The sequence below is a fragment of the Wolbachia endosymbiont (group A) of Phasia obesa genome, from assembly GCF_964028125.1.
Lineage (GTDB): Bacteria > Pseudomonadota > Alphaproteobacteria > Rickettsiales > Anaplasmataceae > Wolbachia > Wolbachia pipientis.
Map to the genome: position 1 here is coordinate 431,028 of NZ_OZ034764.1, position 26,174 is coordinate 457,201.

At 35.3% G+C, this 26,174-nt stretch carries 23 protein-coding genes, 1 tRNA gene and 1 pseudogene; 8 read left to right on the forward strand and 17 right to left on the reverse strand.

Annotated features, from left to right (window positions below):
* Window positions 1–39: 39 nt before the first annotated feature.
* A complete protein-coding gene (locus tag ABWU29_RS02180) occupies window positions 40–1,065 on the reverse strand; it encodes a hypothetical protein (protein WP_265027879.1) in 1,026 nt (341 codons plus the stop codon).
* Window positions 1,066–1,354: 289 nt separating this feature from the next.
* Window positions 1,355–1,522, reverse strand: a complete 168-nt coding sequence (locus tag ABWU29_RS06005) for a hypothetical protein (protein WP_242049607.1) — start codon at window positions 1,520–1,522, stop codon at window positions 1,355–1,357.
* A gap of 181 nt (window positions 1,523–1,703) precedes the next feature.
* Here ABWU29_RS06005 and ABWU29_RS02190 point away from each other — a divergent pair.
* The 3 genes and pseudogenes from ABWU29_RS02190 (at window position 1,704) to ABWU29_RS02200 (ending at window position 4,690) form a co-directional block, all read left to right on the forward strand.
* Window positions 1,704–2,959, forward strand: a pseudogene (locus tag ABWU29_RS02190) (IS4 family transposase).
* A 440-nt stretch (window positions 2,960–3,399) separates the two neighbouring features.
* Window positions 3,400–3,927, forward strand: coding sequence for a c-type cytochrome (locus ABWU29_RS02195; protein ID WP_015589210.1), 528 nt, complete (start codon window positions 3,400–3,402; stop codon window positions 3,925–3,927).
* A gap of 1 nt (window position 3,928) precedes the next feature.
* On the forward strand, window positions 3,929–4,690 hold the full coding sequence (locus tag ABWU29_RS02200) for an alpha/beta hydrolase (RefSeq protein ID WP_012673268.1): 762 nt from the start codon (window positions 3,929–3,931) through the stop codon (window positions 4,688–4,690).
* 175 nt (window positions 4,691–4,865) lie between these two features.
* On the opposite strand, the gene trpS is transcribed toward ABWU29_RS02200, so the two are convergent.
* From trpS to ABWU29_RS02225, 5 genes are all read right to left on the reverse strand, one after another.
* Complete coding sequence (gene trpS, locus ABWU29_RS02205) at window positions 4,866–5,864, reverse strand: tryptophan--tRNA ligase (RefSeq protein WP_006280207.1); 999 nt, start codon at window positions 5,862–5,864, stop codon at window positions 4,866–4,868.
* Window positions 5,865–5,881: 17 nt separating this feature from the next.
* Window positions 5,882–6,451: a nucleotide exchange factor GrpE gene (locus ABWU29_RS02210; protein ID WP_141456996.1), complete on the reverse strand. Its 570-nt coding sequence runs from the start codon at window positions 6,449–6,451 to the stop codon at window positions 5,882–5,884.
* 61 nt (window positions 6,452–6,512) lie between these two features.
* Window positions 6,513–7,499, reverse strand: coding sequence for a polyprenyl synthetase family protein (locus tag ABWU29_RS02215; RefSeq protein ID WP_015589208.1), 987 nt, complete (start codon window positions 7,497–7,499; stop codon window positions 6,513–6,515).
* 10 nt (window positions 7,500–7,509) lie between these two features.
* The gene (gene rpsP, locus ABWU29_RS02220) at window positions 7,510–7,830 is read right to left on the reverse strand and encodes a 30S ribosomal protein S16 (RefSeq protein WP_006279266.1); all 321 of its coding nucleotides are present in this window, start codon (window positions 7,828–7,830) and stop codon (window positions 7,510–7,512) included.
* A gap of 401 nt (window positions 7,831–8,231) precedes the next feature.
* Window positions 8,232–10,040 carry a peptidylprolyl isomerase gene (locus ABWU29_RS02225; RefSeq protein WP_015589207.1) on the reverse strand — a complete coding sequence of 603 codons (1,809 nt, stop codon included), beginning with the start codon at window positions 10,038–10,040 and terminating at the stop codon, window positions 8,232–8,234.
* Window positions 10,041–10,371: 331 nt separating this feature from the next.
* On the opposite strand from ABWU29_RS02225, the gene ABWU29_RS02230 reads away from it, so the two are divergent.
* Both ABWU29_RS02230 and rho read left to right on the forward strand, forming a co-directional pair.
* A complete protein-coding gene (locus ABWU29_RS02230; RefSeq protein WP_015589206.1) occupies window positions 10,372–10,974 on the forward strand; it encodes a cell cycle transcriptional regulator TrcR in 603 nt (200 codons plus the stop codon).
* A 199-nt stretch (window positions 10,975–11,173) separates the two neighbouring features.
* Entirely contained in the window at window positions 11,174–12,577 is a 1,404-nt protein-coding gene (gene rho / locus ABWU29_RS02235) for a transcription termination factor Rho (RefSeq protein WP_007549497.1), read from the forward strand.
* A 166-nt stretch (window positions 12,578–12,743) separates the two neighbouring features.
* On the opposite strand, the gene ABWU29_RS02240 is transcribed toward rho, so the two are convergent.
* Both ABWU29_RS02240 and ABWU29_RS02245 read right to left on the reverse strand, forming a co-directional pair.
* Window positions 12,744–13,220 (reverse strand): RDD family protein, encoded by a 477-nt coding sequence (locus tag ABWU29_RS02240; protein ID WP_006279800.1) that lies wholly within the window; start codon window positions 13,218–13,220, stop codon window positions 12,744–12,746.
* Window positions 13,221–13,242: 22 nt separating this feature from the next.
* A complete protein-coding gene (locus ABWU29_RS02245; RefSeq protein ID WP_006279799.1) occupies window positions 13,243–13,779 on the reverse strand; it encodes an RDD family protein in 537 nt (178 codons plus the stop codon).
* A 145-nt stretch (window positions 13,780–13,924) separates the two neighbouring features.
* On the opposite strand from ABWU29_RS02245, the gene icd reads away from it, so the two are divergent.
* Entirely contained in the window at window positions 13,925–15,361 is a 1,437-nt protein-coding gene (gene icd / locus ABWU29_RS02250) for an isocitrate dehydrogenase (protein WP_141456998.1), read from the forward strand.
* A gap of 27 nt (window positions 15,362–15,388) precedes the next feature.
* A complete protein-coding gene (gene nth / locus ABWU29_RS02255; protein ID WP_006279797.1) occupies window positions 15,389–16,027 on the forward strand; it encodes an endonuclease III in 639 nt (212 codons plus the stop codon).
* 117 nt (window positions 16,028–16,144) lie between these two features.
* Here nth and dapE read toward each other — a convergent pair whose 3' ends face one another.
* Window positions 16,145–17,341, reverse strand: coding sequence for a succinyl-diaminopimelate desuccinylase (gene dapE / locus ABWU29_RS02260; protein WP_015589204.1), 1,197 nt, complete (start codon window positions 17,339–17,341; stop codon window positions 16,145–16,147).
* 42 nt (window positions 17,342–17,383) lie between these two features.
* Here dapE and ABWU29_RS02265 point away from each other — a divergent pair, with 42 nt between their 5' ends.
* Window positions 17,384–18,664: an iron-containing alcohol dehydrogenase gene (locus ABWU29_RS02265; protein ID WP_141457000.1), complete on the forward strand. Its 1,281-nt coding sequence runs from the start codon at window positions 17,384–17,386 to the stop codon at window positions 18,662–18,664.
* A 170-nt stretch (window positions 18,665–18,834) separates the two neighbouring features.
* Here ABWU29_RS02265 and ABWU29_RS02270 read toward each other — a convergent pair.
* From ABWU29_RS02270 to dnaE, 7 genes are all read right to left on the reverse strand, one after another.
* A tRNA-Met gene (locus tag ABWU29_RS02270) sits at window positions 18,835–18,907 on the reverse strand.
* Entirely contained in the window at window positions 18,907–20,199 is a 1,293-nt protein-coding gene (purB, locus tag ABWU29_RS02275; RefSeq protein WP_012673216.1) for an adenylosuccinate lyase, read from the reverse strand. The genes ABWU29_RS02270 and purB overlap by 1 nt, the downstream gene beginning before the upstream one ends.
* Complete coding sequence (locus tag ABWU29_RS02280) at window positions 20,196–20,393, reverse strand: hypothetical protein (RefSeq protein WP_236717745.1); 198 nt, start codon at window positions 20,391–20,393, stop codon at window positions 20,196–20,198. The genes purB and ABWU29_RS02280 overlap by 4 nt, the downstream gene beginning before the upstream one ends.
* A 42-nt stretch (window positions 20,394–20,435) precedes the next feature.
* Window positions 20,436–20,990, reverse strand: coding sequence for a 50S ribosomal protein L9 (rplI, locus tag ABWU29_RS02285; protein WP_141457004.1), 555 nt, complete (start codon window positions 20,988–20,990; stop codon window positions 20,436–20,438).
* A gap of 7 nt (window positions 20,991–20,997) precedes the next feature.
* On the reverse strand, window positions 20,998–21,273 hold the full coding sequence (rpsR, locus tag ABWU29_RS02290; protein ID WP_007548890.1) for a 30S ribosomal protein S18: 276 nt from the start codon (window positions 21,271–21,273) through the stop codon (window positions 20,998–21,000).
* A complete protein-coding gene (locus ABWU29_RS02295; RefSeq protein ID WP_065094495.1) occupies window positions 21,273–22,046 on the reverse strand; it encodes a 30S ribosomal protein S6 in 774 nt (257 codons plus the stop codon). The genes rpsR and ABWU29_RS02295 overlap by 1 nt, the downstream gene beginning before the upstream one ends.
* A 48-nt stretch (window positions 22,047–22,094) precedes the next feature.
* Window positions 22,095–25,424: a DNA polymerase III subunit alpha gene (gene dnaE / locus ABWU29_RS02300; RefSeq protein ID WP_015589199.1), complete on the reverse strand. Its 3,330-nt coding sequence runs from the start codon at window positions 25,422–25,424 to the stop codon at window positions 22,095–22,097.
* Window positions 25,425–26,174: the final 750 nt, after the last annotated feature.

The window sequence follows — 26,174 nt, forward strand, 5'->3', positions numbered from 1 at the left end:
TATTTTCCTTCACTCTATCAACTTTACTTACACTTTTCCTTAACTTGACGCGTATGGTTTATTTAACACTCCCGAATGTGACGGAGATGTGGGTTCAGAACCAGATCCTATACCACTGTCAAGACTCCCGCTTCTTTCTCTATGGAGCGATTGGGAGCCTGAAGATGCCTGCTCAATAGGTTCTGGGTCTGTCTCCCAATTTTCATCATCAGATACATTACTACTATCACTTGATACACTACTACTACGACTCCGTGGTGGTGGGATCATAGCTAACACTTTACTGAATGCCCTGCCCAGGTGACTTGGCTGTTGTACGTCGCTCCCTTGCTTTCCATTAACGCCTGCCCTTCGTTTCTGAAGTGCTTTACTCAAATCAGCCATAAGATCTTCATTTTTTTCTTGTTGCCCACCTCCTTTATTGCTTGACTTCTTTGCTGCCTGTTCCTTTAACTTCTTATCACGCTCTTCCTTGCTCATGAGATTTGGTTTTTGTTGTGTTATTTTATTAAATACAGCGCTCATGTCAGGTTTAACGTCAGGATCACTAGGACTACTAGCATTCTTTGATGAAGAAGTTCCATTTGAACTTGGAGGTGGAGGTGGTGGCGGAGGTGCATTATTATTTTGAGGAATTGCTGTACCAAGTGTTAGCGGAGGTTGTTGAGGAGTAAGGTTCGGAACATGTTCCGAACTTCTCACTTCCGTCTGTGATCCACTATCTTGCTTAACAGACAATCCTTTTCTAATTAGTTCACTGTCCAGATTATTACAATTTTTACACGCAGATTTTTGTGGTTCTTGAGATGCAGTATGGCCAAATTCCTGTCCATTAAGACCTGCTTCTTTCTTATTATCATCTCTAGAAACGGCAAGTTTAATAAGATATGCTACTGAAGCCAATGCAACAACCACAGAAACAGCAAAGATTGCTAAAGGAACTGCTGCAATGGCACCAGAACCAGAAACTGCTGCAATAACATAAGGGAGATGTATATAAATTGCAACGGCAGATACACATAATGATAAAGCAGCAATCGAAATTTTAAGGTTAGATGTAGACATTTTTTACCTCATTAACCACTAGAATATTAATAATAACTAGATTATCAACAGTGTCAATAATTAATTATGAAAAATAAAGTCAAAATTTGAATAGATAAACTATAAGTAATATACAACCGGCAATAGCTATACAATAGACTTCTTGCATAGAAAAAAGGCAAAATAGCTCCAAGTTGTATCCGTTTAGGAAAGCGGTAAAATAAGGTAGACAAGGTAGTATAAAAAGATAACCATAGAGTAAAAGTGAGTTTACAACAAATAGTGTCATGCAAGTAGCTGATACTGGAATCTAGTCTTTATTATGCAGCCACTTATTTAAAGTTAAGTTTTCTGGATCCAAGTAGTCAAGGCACTGGGATGACAGGAGGCTACTTTCATGACACCATTCTTTTTCCTGGATCCCAGTGTCTGGGCACTGGGATGACATCATAGGGACACTGGGATTACACCCTGACAATCGTCATCCAGCTACTTGTTAGCGGCTAAGAGATACCGCGAATGAATCGCGGTATGACGGTTCGTGGCGGCATGACGATAACCTCGTCTCACTGCCATTAAGTTAAGGAAAAAAGATAGATTTTATGGGATAATGATGTATACCAATAAGTTTAAAGGTAGTATGAGTAAAAAAGGCAGTAATAAAATTTATTCAAAATGAATTGGCAAGTCTAGAATTTATAGAATCCCATAAATCATCTTCAAAAGATTTTATGAGAAAGAGGAAGTTATCTTTTATTGACATATTTATCTTAATTTTAAGAAAAAGTGTAAAGTCGCTGCAAGTAATACTAAACGAATTTATTTTATATAGGAAAAAAGACTATACCGTTACTGCTAGTGCTTTTAGTCAAGCAAGAAAAAAAATGAAACACAGTGCATTTTCAGAAATTAACGAAGGTGTGGTTTCCTTGTACTACCAAGACCAAAAATTTAAAACTTGTTTTGGCTTTAGAGTGTTAGCTCTTGATGCCTCCAAAATCATTTTACCAACAAGCGTTGAAATAAAAAATGAATTTGGCTCAAGAAAAATACGTAACCAAAAACCAAAAGATTTAGGTGATTATGCAAGTGCAACCTTTGCGGTTTGTTAAGATGTGCTAAATAATGTTGCCATAAGGTCAGTGTTAGATAGAGGTAACACTCATGAAATTAACTTAGCAGATGAAATGCTTAAAGTTGTAAATACTAATGACTTACTGATTTGTATATTTATCTTATAAATTTCTTTCTAGCCTTACAAAAAGAAAAATTGCTTATGTCATTCGATGTCCCAGATCATCTTTTAATGAAGTGAATGCTATGTTTGAAGAAAAAAGCCCATCTAGTGTTGAGGTTACCATATGTGCTCAGCGTAAGATAAAACAAGAAAATAGTGGAATAACGCTTCAAAGTGGTACTGCCATCTGGTGAAATTGAAGTGTTAGCTACATCATTAATGGATGAACAAAAGTTTCAAACTGGAGGATTTAAGGAGTTATATTTTTTACGCTGGGGAGTTGAGACATTTTTTGCAAAACTCAAAGGAAGACTAAGTCTAGAAAATTTTACAGGAAAAAGTGTTGAGTCTGTTAAACAGGATTTTTGGTCAGCTATCTTTATTAGCAACCTAGAAAGTGTTATGACAGAAGATGTAGAAGAAGCGTTGAATATGGACTTAACCGATGATAAGCTTAAGAGGAGCATTAACAAATCTGTCTCATTTAACGCGATCAAAAACTTGGCTTTCGACATTTTTGCTACGGAATCAGATACTGACTGCATTATGGATCAATTATCAAAGCTATTTTTGATGAACACTTTGGCGGTAAGAAAGGGAAGGAAAGTTGATCGTCATAAGGTACCTTATCTTCGTTCGTTCAATTACCAAAAAAGGGTTAGAAAACACATATTTTGACTAGAGGTAGTATTCATATCTTCTGATAATAACTGGGTAGCTTATTGCCATAGCTCCTGTAAAATGACTTCTAAACAAACTATTTCTTAAGTAATTTACACTTCAGAGTTTATCTGCTTTAAAGTTTACTCTATTCTGTTTCAGCATTTGTCATAAATCCTTAATTATTTCTGACTTTTTAGTTCAGTTTTTAACCATTCTTTCCTTAACTTAATGGCAGTGAACCTCGTCATCCCGCTACTTGTTAGCGGGATCTCTTGTTAGCGGCTGAGATACCGCGAATGAATCGCGGTATGACGGTTCGCGGCGGTATGGACGTAAGAAAACCTTTCTTGGGTCAGCTATAGAGACTCTCATCTTTAGCGAGCTTCAAGGTAATTGGTTGCTATTTGCGAAAATATTCGCATAATTTAAGTAACATTACTTAATAAAAATTAACTATGGAGCTTAATAAGATTGCAGCATCGATTTTACTTTCTGGGCTAATCATTATGATAGTTAGTAATGTAGTTGATATGCTTTACAGTCCAGAAGAATATAAGATTGAACACCAAACGATAGTAGCTGCTGGCAGCAATGAGTTCCAGCAAAAAATCGAGCAAGTGGCGCTTGATATTGGAGCGCTCATGCAGAATGCTAGCTTTGAGAAAGGTAAATCAGCAGCAAAAAAATGTATAGCCTGCCATAGTTTTGAGAAAGGTGGAATGAATAAAGTAGGACCAAACTTATGGAACATAGTTGGAAATAAAAAGGCCCATCTTGGTAACTCATTCAATTACTCAAAAGCAGTGCTTGACAGAGGTGGAAAATGGGGGTATGAGGAGCTATTTGCCTTTTTAAAGAACCCAAAAGCCTATATAAAAGGTACACGTATGGCATTTGCAGGTATTTCCAATCCACAAGAAATTGCAGATCTAGTTAGTTATTTGCATCAATTGAGTGATAGCCCGGTTGCTTTGCCAAAGTAGTATGGATTATTGTAAATTGTTTGATGGAAATAATGGTCACATAGCATATCGAAAGCTACAAGGAAAGAAAGCTTCTGTAGTTTTTTTCGGTGGATTTGCATCCAATATGGATGGAACTAAAGCAACTGCTATTTACAAATTTTGCCAAGAAAATGACGTAGCACTTGTGCTATTTGATTATTTTGGTCACGGTCATTCAAGTGGTAATTTTATTGATTACACGATAAGTGATTGGCAAAAAAATTGTGCTAAAGTAATGAGTGAATTAACTAGCGATAAACAAATAATTATAGGTTCAAGTATGGGAGGATGGCTGATGTTGCTCACTGCCCTTCAATTTCCAGAAAAAATTGCAGCACTAATTGGTATATCGTCTGCTCCCGATTTTACTGAAGATTTGATATTCAAGCAATTGTCAGGCAAGCAAAAAGAAGAACTAGATTCTAAAGGTGTAATAGATTTTACTTCAGAGCATTGTACATACAAAATAACTAAAAATTTGATCGAAGATGGCAGAAAGAACCTTCTTTTAAACAAAAAGACAATAGATATAAACTGTCCTGTGCGCTTGCTGCATAGCATTAATGATAAAGATGTTCCTTATCAAACTTCATTGAATTTAGCTGAAAAAATTAAGTCAACCGATGTTGAAGTACACTTAATAAAATCAGCAGAGCACAATATGTCTGACAATCATTCACTGGAAGTTTTATTTAAGACCATTAGAGAATTTTGTAACCAGACTGCATTCTGTGATTTTTAGCAAAACACGATTTTTCATTTGAGCTTTCTTCAACTTAAAATAAATACAGAAAATTGCTGCCTATAGCTAAACTGACTTAGATTTACCGACAATTTGAAAAACCGTCATCCCGCTACGTGTTAGCGGCTGAGATACCGCGGCGGTATGACGGTTCGCACCATCACACTTTGGAACCTTACAGATATTGAGCAAATCCAATAATATCCTTGATTTCTTTTATATTATGGGTTGCAATTTCTGCTGCTTTCTTTGTGCCTTTTTTTAATATTTCATGTAAATGGAATTGGTCTTTTAAAAGATCATTCATTTTCTCACGTATGGGTGATATAACACTGATAATTAAATCAGCTAACTCTTTTTTGAAGTGCTTCATGTCATGTTTGTTCACTTCTTCACATACTTTTTCTGCATTTACATTACTAAGCACTGAATAAATGTTTATCAAATTGCTTATTTCTGGTCGGCACTTTAAAGTAGCAAAGCCTAGAATTGAATCTGTTTTTGCTTTTTCTATTTTTTTGACAATTAAGTCATCCGTATCATCAAGGTTAATGCACGAATGTTCTGAAGGATCAGATTTACTCATCTTGCTTGTGCCATCCCTTAAGCTCATTATCCTTGATGTGCAATCCAAAGTTAAGATTTCAGGTACGATGAAATAATCCAGCTTATAATGATTGTTAAAAGCTGATGCAATATCACGTGCAAGCTCCAAATGCTGTTTTTGATCATCACCAACAGGAACGTATTTAGTTTGATACAACAATATATCTGCAGCCATAAGTACTGGATAACTATATAATCCAAGAGAGGCTTTTTGTTTATCGCTGCCAGCTTTATCTTTAAATTGAGTCATGCGATTAAGCCAACCAATTGGTGTATAGCATCCAAGCAGCCAGCCCAGTTCTGCATGACCACTAACTGTGGACTGACTAAAAATAATGGACTTTTCTGTATCTATTCCGCATGCAATATAAGCTGCTGCTGTTTTGAAAATATTACTTTTTAATTCACTTGCGGGAAGCTTATTTGCTGTGATTGCGTGTAGGTCGACAATACAAAAAAGAGATTTGTATTTATCCTGTAAGTCTATCCACTGTTTGATTGCACCAAGATAATTACCTAAATGTAGTACGCCACTTGGCTGGATACCTGAAAAGACAATACTTGTCATTATACATTTACCTCATGCTAATCGCTTCCACAATCAGCAGATTTCTTAGAAAGAATAACCATTGCAGGACGGAGCAACCTATTTTTGATAGTATAACCAGTTTGTAGTACTTCTACAATGGTGCCAGGCTTTTTTTCATTGTCTTCTCTTTCCACAACAGCTTGGTGTAAATTACTATCAAAAAGCTCACCAAGTGGATCTACTTCCTCTATTCCATGTTTTTTTAGATCATTTATAATTTTTTGATAAGCTACTTTAATCCCCTCATGAACAGGATCACCGTCTTTCAAAATTTCCATTACTCTTTTTAAATTGTCGCACGAGTCGATCATATCACGTGCAAGTTTTGTGACTGCGTAGTCACTTGCATCGCTAATTTGCTTTTGCATTATACGTTTGACGTTTTCATTATCTGCAACAGCACGGCGTAAATGATCTTCAAGCTGAGCTGCACGTTCTTTTAATGTATTGAGATCTTCATTTAAATCATCAGTCTGCTTATGGTTATCACTTTGTTGGTCGTCACCTTTCTGCCTACTTACCATATCAGCAAACTTCTTCTTTTTCTCTTTACTGCTATCTGACATATTATTACCCTTAAGAATCTAATAAATATATAGCAATTAATTCGAAAATATCAAGCGCCAGCTACATTCGTCTTTCTATGCTCGCATTTAAAAAGTCAATTAAAGTAGTTTTATAAAAAGAATCAGAAAAAGTACTAATATCATTTTGTGCCATATTAATGTAGTGTCTAGCTTTTTCCATAGAAAGCTGAATGGCATTATGGTGATTAATATAGTGTAATGCTTGGTCAAAATTGTGTCTAGCTGAAGAAAAGCATTTTTCCCAGAATTTTTGCTCTGCTGGACTGCCCTTTTCGTATGCTATAATAGCAGGTAAGGTGACTTTACCTTCGAAAAAGTCTTTTCCGACTTGCTTTCCAGAAGTGCCTTGATTAGCAGTATAATCGAGCATATCATCAACTATTTGAAATGCCATACCAAAATTAAAACCAAAATTCTTTAGCCTCTCTGTTTCGTCATTTGTTGCACCAGATACTGTTGATGCAGCTTCACAGCATGCAGAAAATAAAGATGCTGTCTTTTCTCCAATGATATCAAAATAATTTTCCCTGACTGTGTGGGGGTCAAAACGTGCTGTCATCTGCTTTATTTCACCCTTCACAAGTAAATGCGATGCTTTAGATAAAATAGAGAGAATATTTAAATTTCCACACTCTATAAGCCATCTAAATGCTAGAGTCAACAATAGATCACCAACTAAAATGCTTGATTTATTTCCCCAAATCTTATTCGCTGTTTTAACTCCATGGCGTGCCTCACTTTCATCGAGCACATCATCATGAAGTAAAGTAGCATTGTGTATAAACTCTACCGATGCAGCAACGTTGATCCTATTCTCCCCAGAATAGTTTAGCATTTTACATATAATAAAAACTAGTTTAGGCCTTATTTTTTTTCCACCTGACCTAACAAGATGAGATATAATATCAGTAGCAAGCTTAGCATCTTCATCATTGACATTTTTGAAGACAAAGTCATTCATAGCTGACAAATCAGAAGATACAATATCGTCTAATTTATCGCTGTTTGTTAAATCAGTATTTAGCATTTTAAGAGACTTATGCCTCTTGCCCTTGTGCTTTCTCGTTCTCTACTTTCTTCTTTTCTGTTTTCTTTGGTTCTGTTTCTAAAGTTACTATGCCTTTTTTGATAAACCACAGTACTCTTTCAGTTGCCTGCGCGCCTACACTTAGCCAATGTTTTAATCTATCAGCTTTCACCACAACACGATTTTTATTGTCTTTTGGTAACATTGGATCATATTGTCCTATTTTCTCAATAAAACGCCCATCTCTTGGTGCTCGTGAATCAGCTACAACTATCCTATAAAAAGGGCGTTTCTTTGCGCCAAACCTCGCCAACCTTATTTTAACTGCCATGTTAACCTTTATTCATATATTAGCCACAATTTTATACAATGAGCCGTTTTAAGTCAAATGAATTATACAACTTTTGCACCTTATAATATAATTACCAATAATGTAGGGCAGTGCCGGGCGCACAGCTATACGAACATTCATTTTTGAAGGTAAATTGCACAGCAAATGGTGTCATTCCAGTGCTTGACACTGGAATCCAGCCTTTTTTTAATCATTAAAACGTTGTATTTTAACATAAAACGGCTACTTTTATGCTTACCAACTTAATAAAATTCCTGGATCCCAGTGTCTGGGCACTGGGATGACATCCTTTCTAGTGAAGATTGCTCTCAAATCGCAATGTTCGTACAGTTGTGTGTCTGGGCACTGGATGCGTTTGAAGCAGCTTATAAGATTTTTGATTATATATCATCAAGTATAGCGTGATTAACTTCGACTTTATACTTTGATTCCAGATAGCTAATTAATTGCTCTTTTAGCGATATCATCACACGTTTTCCGGTGTCAAGCGTGTTTAATTTGCCATTTGATGAATGCATTTCTTTTAGAACACCTATTATAATTTCATTATTGTATTGAATAGGATCTGTCACTGAACCAGTTGTTTTCATATTGAAAATCTCTTCTACAAAAGAAAAGGGGTAGTTTTGTTGATCCACTTTATTGCGGTGCATCTGCTGACCTTTAACTAATTCCACACCTTGAATTTCTTCCAAATCTGTTTTTTCTCTTAGTTGAACTGCAACCTCTTGCCCGAATTTAAACATTCTTTCTTTTATAAACTCACTACGCCAAAGCTCTACCGCTAATGCCTTGCCTTCTTCAAAACTTTGCAATTTGGGTGGAAAGATATCGACGATTTTTACACTAACAACGGCGTCCCCAACGCCCTTAAAATAACCTTTCTGATCCTTTTCTCGCGAAAAAATGAAAGAAATCAAATCACCAGAATCTCCTACGTTATTACCGCTTTGATCTTTTCCACTCGCATCTACTGGACCAATAGTTTGTATAGGTAAATTATATTCACTCAATATTTCTTCAATTTCTGAACCATTGTATATCTTATAGTTCACTTGGTTTATGAAATCATTGACTCTTTCAAAAGACTTTTGGTTAGTTAGAACTGACTTTATGTCTTTTTTTAAATCAACTAAGTCTTCATCAGAGATTTGATGCGCACTTTCCACTTTTACTATGTGCCAACCAAAACTGCTTGCTAAAACTTCACTTACTTCACCTACTTTAAGAGCAAATACCTTCTCTCTCACGTCTTCTGGTAAAAAATCCTTAGTTATATTATTTACTCTAGTTTCCTCAAGTTTTGCTTTGCCAAACTCTTCTACTATCTGTTCAAAGCTTGTTTTACCCTCCTCAAATGCTCTTCTTGCTGTCTCAGCTTCTTCTTTGGTAGAAAATATTGCATTGAATATATCTCTTTGATTTTTAAGTTCTTGTTGTTCTATTATACCATCAACTTCTTCATCTGAGATCTTGATTTGATCTTCAAAATACTTTTGGCCTAGGGAAATATATTGCGCAGTTCGATACTCAGGATAATAAAAATGGGATTTATTTCTTTCGTACAAATCAAGTAAGGCTTGATCATCTGGTTCAGGAATGTTTGTAACTGCATCTTCAGTTATTTTAACAATATCAACTACTCTAGTTTGGTAGCGACTTTTGTATATCTGCTCATCAATTTTCTCGCCAAAAGTTACTGGATAATTATCTTTAAATAATGAAGTCATGAACATCATTGCAGGCAGGACTTTCTCTAGCTTTGCTATATACTCTTTCTCTGTCATATGCAGGTCATTTAGCGTTTCATAGAATTTATTTTTGTCAAATTCACCTTTATCATTTTGAAAGTATTTGGTGTTTTTAATATGGTTTTTTATAGATTCTTCTCCAACTGTCAACCCCAGCTCACTAGTTAGGTTAAACAATAGTTTTTGCTCTATAAGTGCGTTAAGCAAATCATATTTCAGCTTTTTTACTTGTTCTCTACTCGCATCAGATCCAGAAATTTGCTTTTCATAATTTTGATATAGTGATTTATACTCATCTGACATTATAACTTCTTTTCCAACCCTAGCTACCTCTTCTTTTTCATCATCACCTGATAAAAGGTTGCCAATTCCCATGAAGATTAACAAGCAAGCTAAAAGGACAACGGTTACTTTAGTGAAAAAATTTTTAACATTCATTTTAAACCCAGTTAATTAATGATTAATTATAGAATAGTGATAATTTAATGCTTGTAAACCTGTTGCTTTATTAGCTAATATATATAATATTACAATATATTAACTTAAAATTTAACTCTCTAATCTTAAATAGGAACATATGTTTAACTGAGTTATACTATACCTTAGGAAGGGGAAATATTTTGTTTGAAATATGCTTAAAGGTAAGCGCATTTAATTAACTTAAGAGGTGGGAAATGACAAACAAAAAGTTATTGAATGACAAAATTAATGCTTTTTTAGTTTTAATAGTTTATATTTTAGCTCTGTATAACAGTAAGGGATACTTTAAATGGGAGATGCTTTTTTGATGTCAATGGAATCTTCTAAGGGCAATAACGATAGAAATAAACAGTTTCTAGTGCAAATAGCTGCTTGGTTAGTAGACAACACTGGTTTAACTTTTAATCAAATAGCACAATGTTGCAGATTGGCCCTTGAAGAAGTACAAGACATAGCTGATGAGGAAATAGGAGTAGAAAAATATAACCCTATTATTTCTGGAATAATTACTGAAAAAGAAATCGATGATTGCAAAAAAAATCCAAATCGTGTACCAAATTTGATTATAAAAAATATAAAAAAAAGGAGTAAAGCGATTGGTAGCATTCTTGGCTTTGCCTCTACGGCAAGACGTAGAGATAAACCTGATGCGATTTATTATTTAGTAAAAAAATTTCCTATCTTGGACAATAACGTTATAGCTAAATTAATTAGTACAACAAATTACACAGTTGAGCAGGTAAGAGATGGATCTCATCATAACATGCAAAATATAAAACCCCAAGATCCTGTACTACTCGGCTTATGTAGTCAAGAAAATTTAGAAGCAGAAGTGGAAAAAGCAAAAGTAGAAGAGGAGAAGCAAGAAAGGTTAAAAAAATATAAAGAATAGCTATTGAAAATCCTCAAATTTTTGTGCTTTGTTAACATTAAATTAACTTGACTTGCTAGTGTTTATTAGTATAATGTAAGTAAAGTACGGGGTTTAATGATAATTAAGCTTAATACGCACTGAAACTAACTCAGCCTAATTTATTATCTTATAGTCACATTTTAGGTTAGTAAGCATCAATTAAAATTTTTGGAGGATTATGACAACAATCAATGAAGATGTTTTGGCAAAAGGAAAGGTTACAGCTCAACCTGAAAAAAGTGAGCAAATTTACAATAACGATACAGTAAAACAGATGGTCAATGAAGGTACTGAGAAAAACAGAAAAACATTAGATCTGAGCGAATTAAAAGAGAAAACAGCAGAAGAATTGTTAGAGTTAGCTGAAGAAAGAAAAATTTCAACTAATGGTAAAAGCAATGGTAGAATGCTAAAGCAGGAAATAATATTCAGCTTAATGAAAAAAATGAGTGAAGAAGGAGGCATAACCACAGGGAGTGGAATAGTGGAAATATTGCCTGATGGTTTTGGTTTCTTACGTTCAGCAAGTGCAAATTATGCCCCAAGTACCGATGATGTTTATATTTCTAACGGGCAAATAAAGAAGTTTAATTTACGTACAGGAGATATGGCATATGGAGAAATAAGGCCACCTGGTGATAAAGAGAGATATTTTACTTTAACTAAGGTTCAAAGTATAAACTCTACTGAAGTAAGTGAATTAAGAAAGTACGTCCATTTTGATAATTTGCTTCCTCTTTATCCTGAGGAAAGCATAGTACTTGAGTGTAATAATGGTGATGATAAAAAAGGCTTAAGCATGCGTGCTATAGATATAGTAGCTCCTCTTGGAAAAGGGCAAAGAGCGTTAGTAGTTGCTCCACCTCGCACAGGAAAAACTGTATTGCTTCAGCAAATGGCTAACTCTATAGCTATAAATCACCCTGAAGTAGAATTAATAGTGTTACTTATAGATGAAAGACCTGAAGAAGTAACAGATATGATACGTTCTGTAAAAGGTGAGGTAGTAAGTTCTACGTTCGATGAGCCTGCTTACCGTCACGTACAGCTTGCTGAAATAGTAATAGAAAAAGCTAAAAGAATGGTTGAGCATAAAAAAGATGTGGTAATTCTACTTGACAATATTACTAGACTTGCACGTGCTTATAATGCGGTTATTCCTTCGTCTGGGAAAGTTCTAACTGGTGGTGTAGATTCAAACGCACTGCAGAGACCAAAACGCTTTTTTGGAGCAGCTCGTAATATTGAGAATGGGGGTTCTTTAACTATAATCGCCACAGCTCTTATAGAGACTGGTTCAAAAATGGATGAAGTTATTTTTGAAGAGTTTAAAGGTACAGGAAATGCTGAGATCATACTTGATAGAAAACTTTCTGATAAACGTATATTTCCAGCTATTGATATTACAAAATCCGGAACAAGGAAGGAAGAGCTATTAGTTGATAAGGCTATACTAAATAAAATATGGGTGGTGCGTAGGATACTCAATCCTATGGGACCCGTTGAAGCAATGGAATTTTTACGTGACAAACTACTTTTAACAAAGAGCAATGCTGACTTTTTTAACTCCATGAATCACTAAAAGTAAGCCAGTTATGATGGATATGCTGAGCAAAAAGTAAAACGCTCTTATAGCTAAAATAATTTGGATTTACCAAAATATATTTATAGTTAAGTTGGCAATTTACCTTAAGTTAGCGCGTGACACTGGAATGACACCCTTGGTGGCAGACAGCTAAAGGAAAATATCAACTAGGTTTATAATCTATCACTACCGTGTTTGCAATTTTGTCGTGAAAAGCTTGTTTATGTTCATCACCTACTGCACATACTAAAACTAAGATTAGTATAGCTAAGAATAAAATGGGATTACAAAGTGATATGCAATAAATTATAAAAAGAGCTATAGTCCTTTTCATTGCTTGCATTGTAGTGATTGACTCAAATGTATCTTTGTCTTTTACACGCATGCTAAATAACAAGTGTCCTGGAGTGCCGCCAAATTTTACTAGCATGAATATATGAAATATACATGGTATCATTAAAAATAAAGAAAATACAATCGTGGTGATTACAATTATTGCACCCATGATCCCTTGTATTGCGTGTGTAAGTGAGAAACCCACCGCCATTAAACCAAATGGTATTGCGATAAATAAAATACAATCAACTATAAATGCTAGAGTACGTCTTGTCATCGTTGAGTAGTTTACTTTTTTATCCATGTACTACCTATAAAGAAAAATATCAACTAGATTTATAGTCTATCACTACTGTTTTTGCAATTTTATCGTAAAAAGTCTGTTTGCGTTGATCAAATACTGCAAACAAAAATAAAATTAGCACAATTAAAAGATATAGAAAAGTATAACCATGATAATGCAGATGAAGCAAAAAGCGAAAAATAATCCAGATGCTTCCCTTAGAAATACATCTTATTGTTGCTTGCATAAGGGTAACATTTGTAAATGTATTAGCATCTTTAATATGCATACCACACAATAGTTTTCCTGGGGTACCACCAAGTTTTGTTACCATTAATATTTTGGATATTGTTAGTACTAATGTTGCGACCACTGTAGAAACTATAAATGGTATTTCTGTTGCTAGTTGTGCAAGTTCCTGAAAAGAGTCTTTATCTTGATCTTGTAATGATACGATGAATACACCATAGATAAAACCGAAGATAAAATGAGGGGAAAATATGATGAGGTCAAGTATTTCTGCTACAATACGCCTTGTAAATCCTACATAATTTACTTTAACATTTATTTCAGTATTCATAACCCCACCTATATTTCATAATATCATCATATGATATAAAAATACGTTATTAAATAACCGTAAATATACTAACTTGGGTAATATTAGCTACTTGTGCCACTCTATTATTTAAATTAATATTAAATCATTTATAACTAGGGAAGTTATGTCAACACTAATCACAGTTGCATATGGCGACGGTATCGGACCAGAAATCATGGAAGCGGTGCTGTCGATATTGCGCGAAGCAGAAGCGGAAATCTCAATAGATATTATTGAAATAGGGGAGCGTGTTTACAGTAAAGAATGGTCTCACGGAATTTCTCCAAGTGGTTGGGAATCAATTGAAAGGACAAAAATATTATTAAAATCTCCGACAACAACTCCTCAAGGTAAAGGGCACAAAAGCTTAAACGTTGCACTCAGAAAAAATCTAGGGTTGTATGCAAATATCAGACCATGCATTTCATATCATCCTGTTATAGAAAATAAATTCGATAAGTTTGATATCGTAGTGATACGTGAAAATGAAGAGGACGTTTACACCGGAATAGAGCATAGGCTCACTGGTGACTCTTACCAATGCACTAAAATTATTACTAGATCTGGCTCAGAGAAGATATGCAGGTACGCTTTTGAATATGCAAAAAAACACAACAGAAAAAAAGTAACTTGCCTGACTAAAGATAACATCATGAAAATGACTGACGGAACTTTCCATGCCGCGTTTGATCGCATTGCAAAGGAATACCCAGATATAAAGGCAGAACATTATATAGTTGATATTGGAATGGCGCGTGTTGCAACAGAACCGGAGAATTTTGATGTTATAGTAACCGAGAACTTATATGGCGACATATTATCAGATATAGTCGCACAAACCTCTGGATCTGTGGGGCTTGCCGGAAGTAGCAACATCGGGAATGAATACGCAATGTTTGAAGCAGTGCACGGTTCTGCCCCTGATATTGCAGGAAAAAACATAGCCAATCCTTCTGGTCTTTTAAATGCTGCAGTGCATATGCTAATTTACATAGGTCAAGTGGGTACTGCAAAACTAATCTACGATGCATGGCTCAAGACTTTGGAGGATGGAATACACACTGCCGATTTATATAAGGAGAAAAGAAGTAAACAGAAAGTTGGTACCAAAGAATTTGCAGAAGCTGTTATAGATAATTTAGGAAAGAAACCTGCTGAGCTTATAATTGGCAGTGGTTCGGATAGTAAAATAAATTTGGATAGTAAAATAAATAAAGTACAAGACAATTACGAACAAGATTACAAAGTTAAAAAGCTAGTGGGTAGTGATATAACTCTCGCTTGGGACAAATCCAGTAATGTTGATCAAATAGTAGGATTATTTGAATCAAGTAATCTGCAAATGATAGCAATATACTCAAAAGGACTTGCGATTTGGCCAGGAAACTCAAAACCTTCAAGTGACCAAATAACCTGTAGGTTTATCGCAAATAATGAAAAGCAAGCTATTACAAATAGTGATGTAAATAACTTGCTAATCAAACTCGAAGAACACAATTTTGACGTGGTGAGAATGGACAAATTGTATTTGTATGATGGGAAAGAGGGGTTCTTTGTTTAAATATTTAAAAGAGGTGTGGTAAATGAGATGGACTCAAAAAAAGTAGAACTAATATTTGAAAAGTTTCAACAATCAAATCCTGCGCCAAAAATAGAGCTAAATTATACCAATCATTTTACGTTACTGGTTGCGATAGTTTTATCAGCGCGGACAACTGATGTAAGCGTTAATAAAATTACAAGAGAACTATTTAATATCGCTGATACGCCAGAAAAAATGCTGAGCTTTGGGCAGAGTGAGCTGAAAAAATGCATAAGCAGTATTGGTTTATATAATTCCAAAGCAAAAAATATAATCGGGCTTAGTAAAATATTGGTAGAACGATACAACAGCAAAGTACCTACTAATTTTGATGATTTGGTGTCTTTGCCTGGAGTGGGGAGAAAGAGCGCTAATGTGTTCTTAAATTCGGGGCTTGGCATTCCAACATTGGCAGTTGATACTCACGTTTTTAGAGTGAGCAATAGAATTGGGCTTGTGAAAGAAAAAGATGTGTTTAAAACAGAGCAATCTCTTTTAAATGTGGTTCCCAAAAAATACCTGCTTTATGCTCATCATTGGCTAGTTTTGCATGGTAGATATGTTTGCAAAGCACAGAAACCTTCGTGTGAAACGTGCATAATTCATGATTTATGTGAATTTGAGTGCAAAAGGTATAAAGTCTAGTATTTCTTCTTTTGTCATCCAAGTAGCTATAGAAACGAAAAAACTTACTTGACACATTTTGCTGGAATGACACCAGTTGTTATTCAGACAACAGTTATGCAAGAGATCTGATTACATCTAAGCTAACAATGGACCACTAGATATATTCCTAACCACGTTGACCTGATTCAATATTTTATTAGTGGGATTGAAATAATTTTCTATAAATTCCTTATATATAGCTGTTAACTTGTGTATATCGTTTACTGATACGCATTCGTTTATCTGATGTGCGGTTTTGTTGATTATACCAAATTCAATCACTGGACAAACATCTTTGATAAACGCAGCGTCAGATGTGCCACCACTTGTGCTAAGTATAGCATCAATGTTGGTAACCTTACTTATTGCATCAAGCATAATATCAGTATTTCTATCGGGAGTAGAGAGGAAAACGTCCCTGCTGCTATGCACAGAAAGTTTATAATCGCTAGTTACACTGGAGCATATTTCATCAATCAGCTTATATAAGCCACCCGGTGTTTGTTCATTGTTATATCGAATGTTAAAACGTGTAGTTGCTGAGCCAGGTATTAGATTGCTAGTATTATTTCCAACATCGATAGTAGTAACTTCGCAATGTGAAGGCTGAAAATATTTATTACCATGATCAAAAGTAGTATTTTTTACCTTACTCAATATCGATATTACCTTATATATTGGATTGTCTGCTAGGTCTGGGTAGGCAACGTGCCCTTGTTTTCCATGGCAAATTAATTCAAATGTTACAGAACCTCTTCTGCCTATTTTTATGGTATCACCTAATTTCTCACTACTGGTTGGTTCGCCAACCACACAAAAATCTATCTTTTTCTGCTTATTTTTCATCCATTCCAAAACTGCCTTTGTTCCATATTCTTCCATGCTTTCTTCAGCACTGGTAATCAATGCACTTATCGAACCATTAAATTGAAACTTCTCTGCAATCAAATTTACCATAGCAGCAATAAATGCAGCTACTCCGCTTTTCATATCAGCGGCCCCTCTTCCATATAGCATTCCATCCCTCACTTCTGGATTAAATGGACCAAATGCCCAATCTTTTAACTGACCCGGTGGTACAACATCAACGTGCCCAGCAAAGCACAAATTTGGTACTCCATTTATATATTTCGCATAAAGATTTTTAACTTTATCACCAAATTCTAAAATCTCACAATCAAAGCCGCTCTTCTTGAAGATTGTTGCTATATACTCTATTGCCCCGCTGTCTTCTGGTGTTATACTCTCAAAAGAGATCAATTTCCTAGTTAGCTCTACAGGGTCAATTTTCATGTCAATCTTAAAATACTTATACTGCTATATTGTAAACACTCTATGCACTATTTAAAACAAATATTACATCAAACCGAACAAACTTTTCTAAGGGAAGTAATAACAGATTACTACCTTGCTGATGATATCTATGAAATATGCACACGACACGGAAATGACGTCTTTCTAGTTGCAGATAAAAATACAGCAAAACTTTTAAACAAAAACGTACTTAATAAAATTCCTAACTTAATTATTCCAGCTCCACCTGTCATTCCAGCGCGTGACACTGGAATCCATAAGTTGTTTTCCTGGATCCCAGTGTCAGCTACTTGCATGACACCAAGCAGAGCTGCCTCTCTTGAAACTGTAAATCTAGTTAGAAACAAAGCAAAAGACAGTGACTTAATAGTTGCATTTGGTAGCGGCACTGTTAACGATATCTGCAAATATGCAAGCTACCTCGAGAAAAAAGATTATATATCGTTCCCAACAGCCGCTTCTATGAATGGATATACCTCTGCAAATGCTTCAATATTAGTAAATGGATATAAAAAATCGTTCAAAGCACATCTTCCAAGAGCAGTATATATAGATATAGACATACTTGCCAATGCACCACTGCGTCTCACATTAAGCGGATTTGCAGATTTCATTTGTCGTTCAACAGTTCAGGCTGACTGGCTACTATCTCATTTGTTGCTTGGCACAGAATACAATGAATTACCTTTTACACTTGTTCGCGATTTGGAGCAAATTTTGCTAAGAGAGTATACGGCGCTTACTAAAAGAAGTAGAAAAGTGGTCCTATTACTTATGGAAGTTCTACTAATTTCAGGACTTGGAATGGTAATATCAAAAGGCAGCTATTCTGCAAGCCAAGGAGAGCATATGATAGCTCACGCAATGGAAATGGTAACAAGAGATCATTCCTTACTACATGGCGAAAAAATTGCTGTTACGACGATTACCATGGCTAATTTGCAGGAAAAGATATTATCAATACAAAACCCGATTATCAAACCGACCACTTTAGATGTAGAACATATAACTCAGTGCTTTGATAATATCGAATTTGTAAGAACTTTTGAACAGAAGCAAATTATGCAGCAAAAAATCCAAGAGATTATTTGTAAAGAATGGCATAATATTTCCAGTTTAATTAAGCAAAATTTACTACCTGCAAAACACCTGCAAAAAATATTTGAAGATCTATCAATTCCACACTTACCAGAGCACCTCAGTTGGAATAAAGAACAATATTGTAAAGTGGTCGATCTTGCGTTTACAACAAGAGATAGATTCACCTTTCTTGACTTAGCTAACTGCATAGAAGAAAGTTAAGTTTTGTAGTGAAATTCTGTCATTTAAAGAGATCATAGGCCAAAAGCTAAACCCTTTTCACAATCTCTTATCCATTGTCTCCTCACCTGAGTGGATATACAACTCATTCCAAGTAACTGACACTGGGTTTCACCAGTAGCACTGCTTTGCTAAACATAGTTTAGTTCGAGTGGCTGAGGAGGGACTTGAACCCCCGACCAAGAGATTATGATCCTCCTGCTCTACCAACTGAGCTACTCAGCCTAATTAAAAACCTTATTATACACACGATCTATATGTTTCGTATAATACTTCAAATCAAACAAAGATTCAAGTTTTTCCGAGTTAATAACCTTAAGTAAGGGTTTATCTTGTTTCAATTCGGCCAGAAAATCACTGTTGTTTTGTTTCACTTTCATTGCATTGCTCTGAACAATTTTATACGCCTCTTCCCTCGCCAAACCACTATTTACTAACTCAAGCAATACACGCTGTGAGAAAACTAAACCTTTTGAAGAATTTAAGTTCTTTTCAATGTTTTCCTTATTGATCACCAATTTATCTATCAAATCTGTTAATCGCACTAAAGCAAAATCCATTGTTATACAAGCATCAGGAGCAATGCATCTTTCCACAGACGAGTGTGATATATCACGTTCGTGCCACAATGCAACATTTTCTAACGCAGGAAAAACATAACTGCGTATTAAACGTGAGAGTCCAGTCAGATTTTCACTTAAAATAGGATTACATTTGTGTGGCATAGCAGAGCTTCCCTTCTGCCCCGTGGAAAAATGCTCAGAAATTTCGCCGATTTCAGTTCTTTGCAAATGACGAATTTCAACAGCAACATTTTCTATTGAGCTTGCAATCACTCCCAAAACTGAAAAGAACATAGCATGTCTATCACGAGGAATGACTTGAGACGATATGATTTCAGGTATGAGTCCTATTTCTTTCGCTACATATTCTTCAACAAACGGATCAACATTTGCAAAATTGCCTACTGCACCTGATATTTTACAAATTGAGATCTCTTTTTGCGCGCTAATTAATCTCTGATAATTGCGTTTAAATTCAGCATAAAATCTGGCAAATTTTATTCCAAGAGTTGTTGGTTCTGCATGCATTCCGTGACTGCGTCCAACACAAACAATATCTTTATAGTCCTCAGCTTTTTTTTTCAATGCTGCAAGTAAATTTTTTAGATTCTCGAGCAAAATATCACAGGACTCTTTCAGTTGCACCGCAAGGCATGTATCCAAAACATCAGAACTTGTCATTCCATAATGAAGATAACGAACATCAACTCCCGCTTTTTTAGCAATATATGTCAGAAAAGCTATAACATCATGTTTTACAATGGATTCAATTTCGTTGATACATTCAACATCAAATTCAATAGCACCAGAGAGGTTCTCAGCAATATTATTCGGAATCACTCCTAACTTTGCTTGAGCTTCACACGCTAATTTTTCTATTTTAAGCCATATATTAAATTTATTATTTTCCTCCCAAATGGAAGACATTTCTTTTCTGCTATAGCGGGGAATCATTTTTGATTTATTCCAATAATGGTGTCATTCCAGTGCGTGACACTGGAATCCAGGTATAAAAGTATTTGCAAATTATTCAATGGACAACGGATTCTAGAAGCATAAAATAATGTCCATGATGAAATAAACTGGATCCCAGTGTCACGCACTGGGATGACATGAGGGAAGCACTGGGATGACACCAGCTTAGCCATGGCAGACATTTCTTTTCGGCTATAACAAGGGATCATCTTTGATCAGCTATCATCACCATCAGCAGCTTCTTTATTCGCATCTTGCTCTGCCTCTTGTTGCTCAGACTTCTGATTTTGCAATTTTACTTGCCTTAGCTCATTTGCATCTGTTTCGGATTTCACGACGTATATAGTAATTGGTACTACTACTTCACTATGTAATTCTACGTTTACTTGGTATTCACCCAAGTTTTTGATGCTTACTCCACCAAAAGATAAACTACGGTGGTCTATCACATGTCCTTCTTGTAGTAAAATTTTCGCAATTTCACGTGTTGTTACAGAACCAAAAATTTTACCATCCTCTGAAGCTTGCTTTATCAATACCACAAACTTATCATGTAGTGACAATGCAAGCTCTTTTGCTACATTTAATCTTTTTATATTCTCTTCTTCCAGTAATAAACGTTGCTCCTCTAGCTTTGTTAAATTTTCCTTGGTAGCTTTCACCGCTTTTCTTTGTGGAAAAAGAAAATTACGTGCATAACCTGGTTTAACTTTGACAACTTCACCAAGCTTACCTAAAGTCCTTATATTTTCCTTTAAAATTATCAACATAAATTACCTAAACTTTTTTAGTACAGTAAGGAATAAGAGCTAAAAAACGTGCCCTTATGATCGCTAAGCGTAACTTCCTTTGTTTTTTTGCACATACGCCTGTTAATCTTCTAGGTAATATCCTACCATAGTCAGAGGTAAACTTGGATAATAAATCTATATTCTTATAATCTATGTCTTCATCTTTAGACGCAGCAAGAGGGCAAACTTTAGAACGCCTAAAGCCAGTCCTATTATTTACAGATACGTAAGAATTATTAAAACTATTTCGTCTTTTCATCATTATGCGCTTTGCTCCTCAATTTGTTTATTCATCATATGAGATTTACCTTCAAAAATTTTATCAACCTGCACAGGAAAGTGGCGAATAACGTTCTCATTAAGTTTCATTCTACGCATAAATTCATCCAGAATGCTTGCAGTAGAACTTATGCACATTATACAATAATGACCGCTCTTCATTTTATTTTTGTGATATGCAAAATCCAAAAGACCCCAATGTTCATACTTGATTAATCCTGATGCTTCAATGTTTTTCAAAAGCATTTCCAACGCTTTGCTCGATTGAGTTGGACCGTTTATTCTAAAATCTTTCAAAATATCTTGAAAAATCTTTATTAGATGTTCTGAAATATTTCTCTTCAAAGCATTTACTGCGTTATGGATAAACGCACTTTTAGTACTGCCTCCTAGAAATTTTGTAAAATCTTGCGTTATTCCTAAATCTTTTAGGTCATCTTTCAACTCTTTATCGATTTTTGACTTCACTTCTTTCAAATTTGAAAGATCTTCTTCCAATTCAACCCATAAAATTTTTGTAAGATCTTCCAAGAAATCAGAGTAAGCAACTAGACCTTCTTTAATGTTTTCAGCACGCACTTCTAACTCTTGTGTTGTAAGCTTGTCATTTCCTTTTTTCAGAATATCCCTGATTTGCTGGAACATAACATCTGCTTTAATATTTTTCAATGAAACAGCTAGCTCTTGGACCATTTCCTCTACTTCTTGCTGTAATAATCCTTGTTGTGTTATAAAAGTAAATTCATAAAGATTCACTATATCTTCCTTTAATACCGATTAAATATTTCATTATATAAAGCTTTTTTATATAAGCAAGTTATTTGTGTTAATTTCTACGCCTTTAATCCAGCTTAAGTTAGATATTTCATACATAACTTGAGGAGCAATTGAGTACGCACCTGGTAATAAGATGCTCACTTTATGTTTTTCGAGAAGAAGTCTTAGCATTATTTTGGTTCTGCCTTCATCTTTCAATATTGCGTTTAATTCCATAGCGGCTTTTTGCGAATCCGTGCACTCAGTGGTGAGAACTAATTCTTTTATTGTAGAAGCGATTCTTTTTGTAAACTCAGATATATCCTTGCCTGCTAATCTTGTCGTATTTTCCGAAGCTTCAAGATCAATTATCACAAATGTTCCTGGTGAAAATAAATCTCTTTTTTCTTCTATTATTTCATTATTATAGAATGCTATTTCAGAAACGTTATGGGGATCGGAAAGTGTGAGGATAACAAACCTTCCACGCTCTGAAGTTCTCATACGTGCATTTAATATTACCCCAGCAGTTTTTGCTGTTCTATTTTCTCCGATAAACCCAATATTTAACTTTTCCAGAAGAATTCTAAATTTTTCAAGTGGATGATTAGTTAAATAAAATCCTAGTGAAAATAACTCATGCTCTAATTTTTTCTCTTCATCAAAATCTTCCACATTCTCAAGTTTCGGTTTGAGGACATCAAGGCTACCAAACAAAGCAGCTTGACTTGATTCTCTATCCTGTTTGTTTTTATTTGCAAAGTAAATCAGCGTGTCCATTGACTCATATAGCTGCTTTCTGTTCTTATGCACGCTATCGAATGCTCCGGATTTAATCAGGCTTTCTAGCGCTCTCTTATTTATTATATGACCTGAATTTTGAATGAATTCCCATATGTCCTTACAAGCGCTTGAACGTACGTTCACTATTCCTTCCGCTATAGAAAAACCAACATTCCTCAAGGCAGCAATACCATAACGTATGCGTTCGTTCTCTATTGAGAATTCAGCTTTAGATTTGTTTATATCAGGTGGAAGAACGGTAACGCCACTAAACTTTGCTGCATGATAAAATAAATTCAGTTTATCTCTATCATCAATATTCAGATTCATTAGTGCTGTAAAAAATTCTAATGGATAATTAGCTTTAAGGTAAGCCGTTTGATAAGATATAACCGCATATGCTGCAGCATGAGATTTATTGAACCCATAACCAGCAAATTTTGCAACAAGGTCAAAGATATAACTTGCCCTGTCATAATCAACGCCATTTTTTGTTGCCCCTTGGACAAAAAGTTCACGTTGTTTATCCATCTCTTCCTTGATTTTCTTACCCATGGCACGTCTCAGCAGATCTGCTTCCGCTAAGCTATACCCGGAAAGAATACGGGCTATTTCCATCACTTGTTCTTGGTAAATTATTACCCCAAATGTCTCTTTTAATACTTCCTCAAGTAACGGATGAATATAATCTGGCTTTTCAAGTCCATGTTTTCTTGCAACATAAGTTGGAATGTTATCCATAGGTCCTGGACGATAAAGGGAAATTAAAGCGATAATATCTTCAATGCAGTCCGGTTTTAGTTTAATTAAAGCTTCTCTCATTCCCGAACTTTCAAGCTGAAACACTCCAATTGAATCACCGCTTGAGAGTATCTCATAGGTTTTTTGGTCATTTAAAGGAACTGAAGAAATATCAATCTTTTTTCCATCACGATTAATTAAACGACATACATGATCTATTAGCGTTAGCGTACCAAGCCCAAGAAAATCAAATTTTATTAGCCCAGCTTTCTCCACATATTTCATGCTGTATTGAGTGATTGGCAGAGCCGAATTTGGATCGTAGTACACAGGAACAAAATTTTCCAACTTTTGATCACATATTACAATTCCAGCAGCATGGGTTGAAACGTGACGATATATTCCTTCAAGCTTAAGAGATATATCAAGAAGCTTTGCAATTACCTCATCACTATCCCGCTCTTTCTGCAGGTTTTGATCAAACTCTATCGCTTGTGATAAAGTTACAGGATTTACTGGATTAAATGGAACCATTTTAGATATTTTATCCACTTGAGAGTAAGGCATTTGCAATACTCTACCAACATCACGCAATACTGCCCTTGCTTGCAATTTTCCAAAAGTGATTATTTGAGCAACATAACCGTACTTTTTCTGAACATAATCAATAACCAGGTCCCTTTTCTCTTGGCAGAAATCGATATCAAAGTCAGGCATCGATACACGATCAGGATTCAAAAATCTTTCAAATATTAGGCCAAACTTTATTGGATCAAGGTCTGTAATCTGCAAGCCCCAAGCAACAATTGATCCAGCACCAGAGCCTCTTCCTGGACCAACTGGAATGCCATTTGCTTTGCTCCAACGGATAAAGTCAGAAACTATTAGAAAATACCCGGAATAATTCATTGAAGTTATTACGCTTAGTTCGTAATTTAGCCGATCGTAGTATTGTTTAAGGTCTATGTCTGTCTCATTCGTAATGCGGAATTCTAATCCCGCAACTGCCTGCTCCCTCAGTTCTTCATTCTCAGTTTTATTTTCTCTACAAGGAAATTTAGGCAGAATAGGCTGCCTGCTTCTTGGCATGTAAGAGCACCGCTTAGCTATTACTAAAGTGTTATGAATTGCTTCAGGAATATCACTGAACAGCTCCTCCATTTCTGCCACAGATTTGAAATAATGCTCAGAGGTTAGCTTTTTCCTGTTATTTTCGAGAGCATAACTACCCTCTGATATACACGTTAATATATCATAAGCTTCATAGTCAGATCTATTTGTAAAGAATACATCATTTGTTGCAACCAGTGGTATATTGTGCTGATAAGCAAAATCTATTAAAGTTTCTTCAAGCTCTAGCTCCTTGCTCAGCCCATGACGCTGCAATTCAACATATAAATGACCATTAAATGCTGAAAGCAGTTTTTCAACCGTTTCTTTATCTTGCCCCAACAATAGTTGAGCCAAACATCCACCGGTTAAAGCGATCAGACCCGTACTTAAATTCAATAGCTCATCAAAATCAACGTAAGGAATATCGCTGTTATTCTTGCGCTTTCTAAAAGACTCACTCACCAAAGTGACTAAATTAGTGTACCCTTGCTCATTTTTTGCAAGCAATAATATAGGTAAATTTTGTTCTGAATGTTTAACTATAATATTGCATCCTATTATTAGCTGTATTCCCCTACTTGCCGCATATTCTGCAAACTCAAGTGAACCAAATAAATTACCTGAATCAGTAATTGCAACCGCTGGCATTTTATTTCGCAAACAAAGGCCGATCAGCTCCTCAATTTTAACCGAGCTTTCAAGCAGCGAATAAACACTATGAACACGTAAGTGTATGAACATAAGAAACTTTAGATCAACAAAAAAGGATAACATTAATTTACTCATGAGAACATAATTTTCATGAGAACAAAAGCCTATAAAATTCTAAAATTAAAATACAAAAACTTACTTGACAAACTCCACCAGCGCCCTTATCATGATAGTGAAGCTATTGTATTTGCTTTCGCCAATCTGCAGATTAAAAGGTAAGGATTACTTAATGTATCGGCGTCTTATGTTCAATTTTTTGCAGTATATAGATACTGTATGTCTTTACAAAACTTCATCTACATCTAGATTTTTATCTAAATAAGCTGAACGCGCTTATAAAGCGTTACAAGACATCAAAAAATGCCAATACTCGACAGAGATAGTAAAAGACTAGCTAACTCGGGGATTCTTTGTCTTTTTTTCTGCTTAGTAAATTTCTTAAACATTTGCAGCGTAAGTTAGTTGCAATTAAAAGCGGCTGAATCTCGCTTGTCAAGCGTTTAAAACATAAAAAACGCCAATATTTTAAAGCGGATAATAACCACGGGGCTTCTTTTGCCTTTTTTTTTATTTGGTAAATTTCTTAATGTTTATGGCTAAACGACAACCGTCATCCCGCTGCTTGTTAGCGGGATCTCTTGTTAGCGGCTGAGATACCGCGAATGAATCGCGGTATGACGGTTCGTGGCGGCGTGACGATAAGCTCGTCATCCCGCTACGTGTTAGCGGGATCTATGTTAAGGTATGACGGTTAAGTAAGGGATCTATGTTAAGGGATAC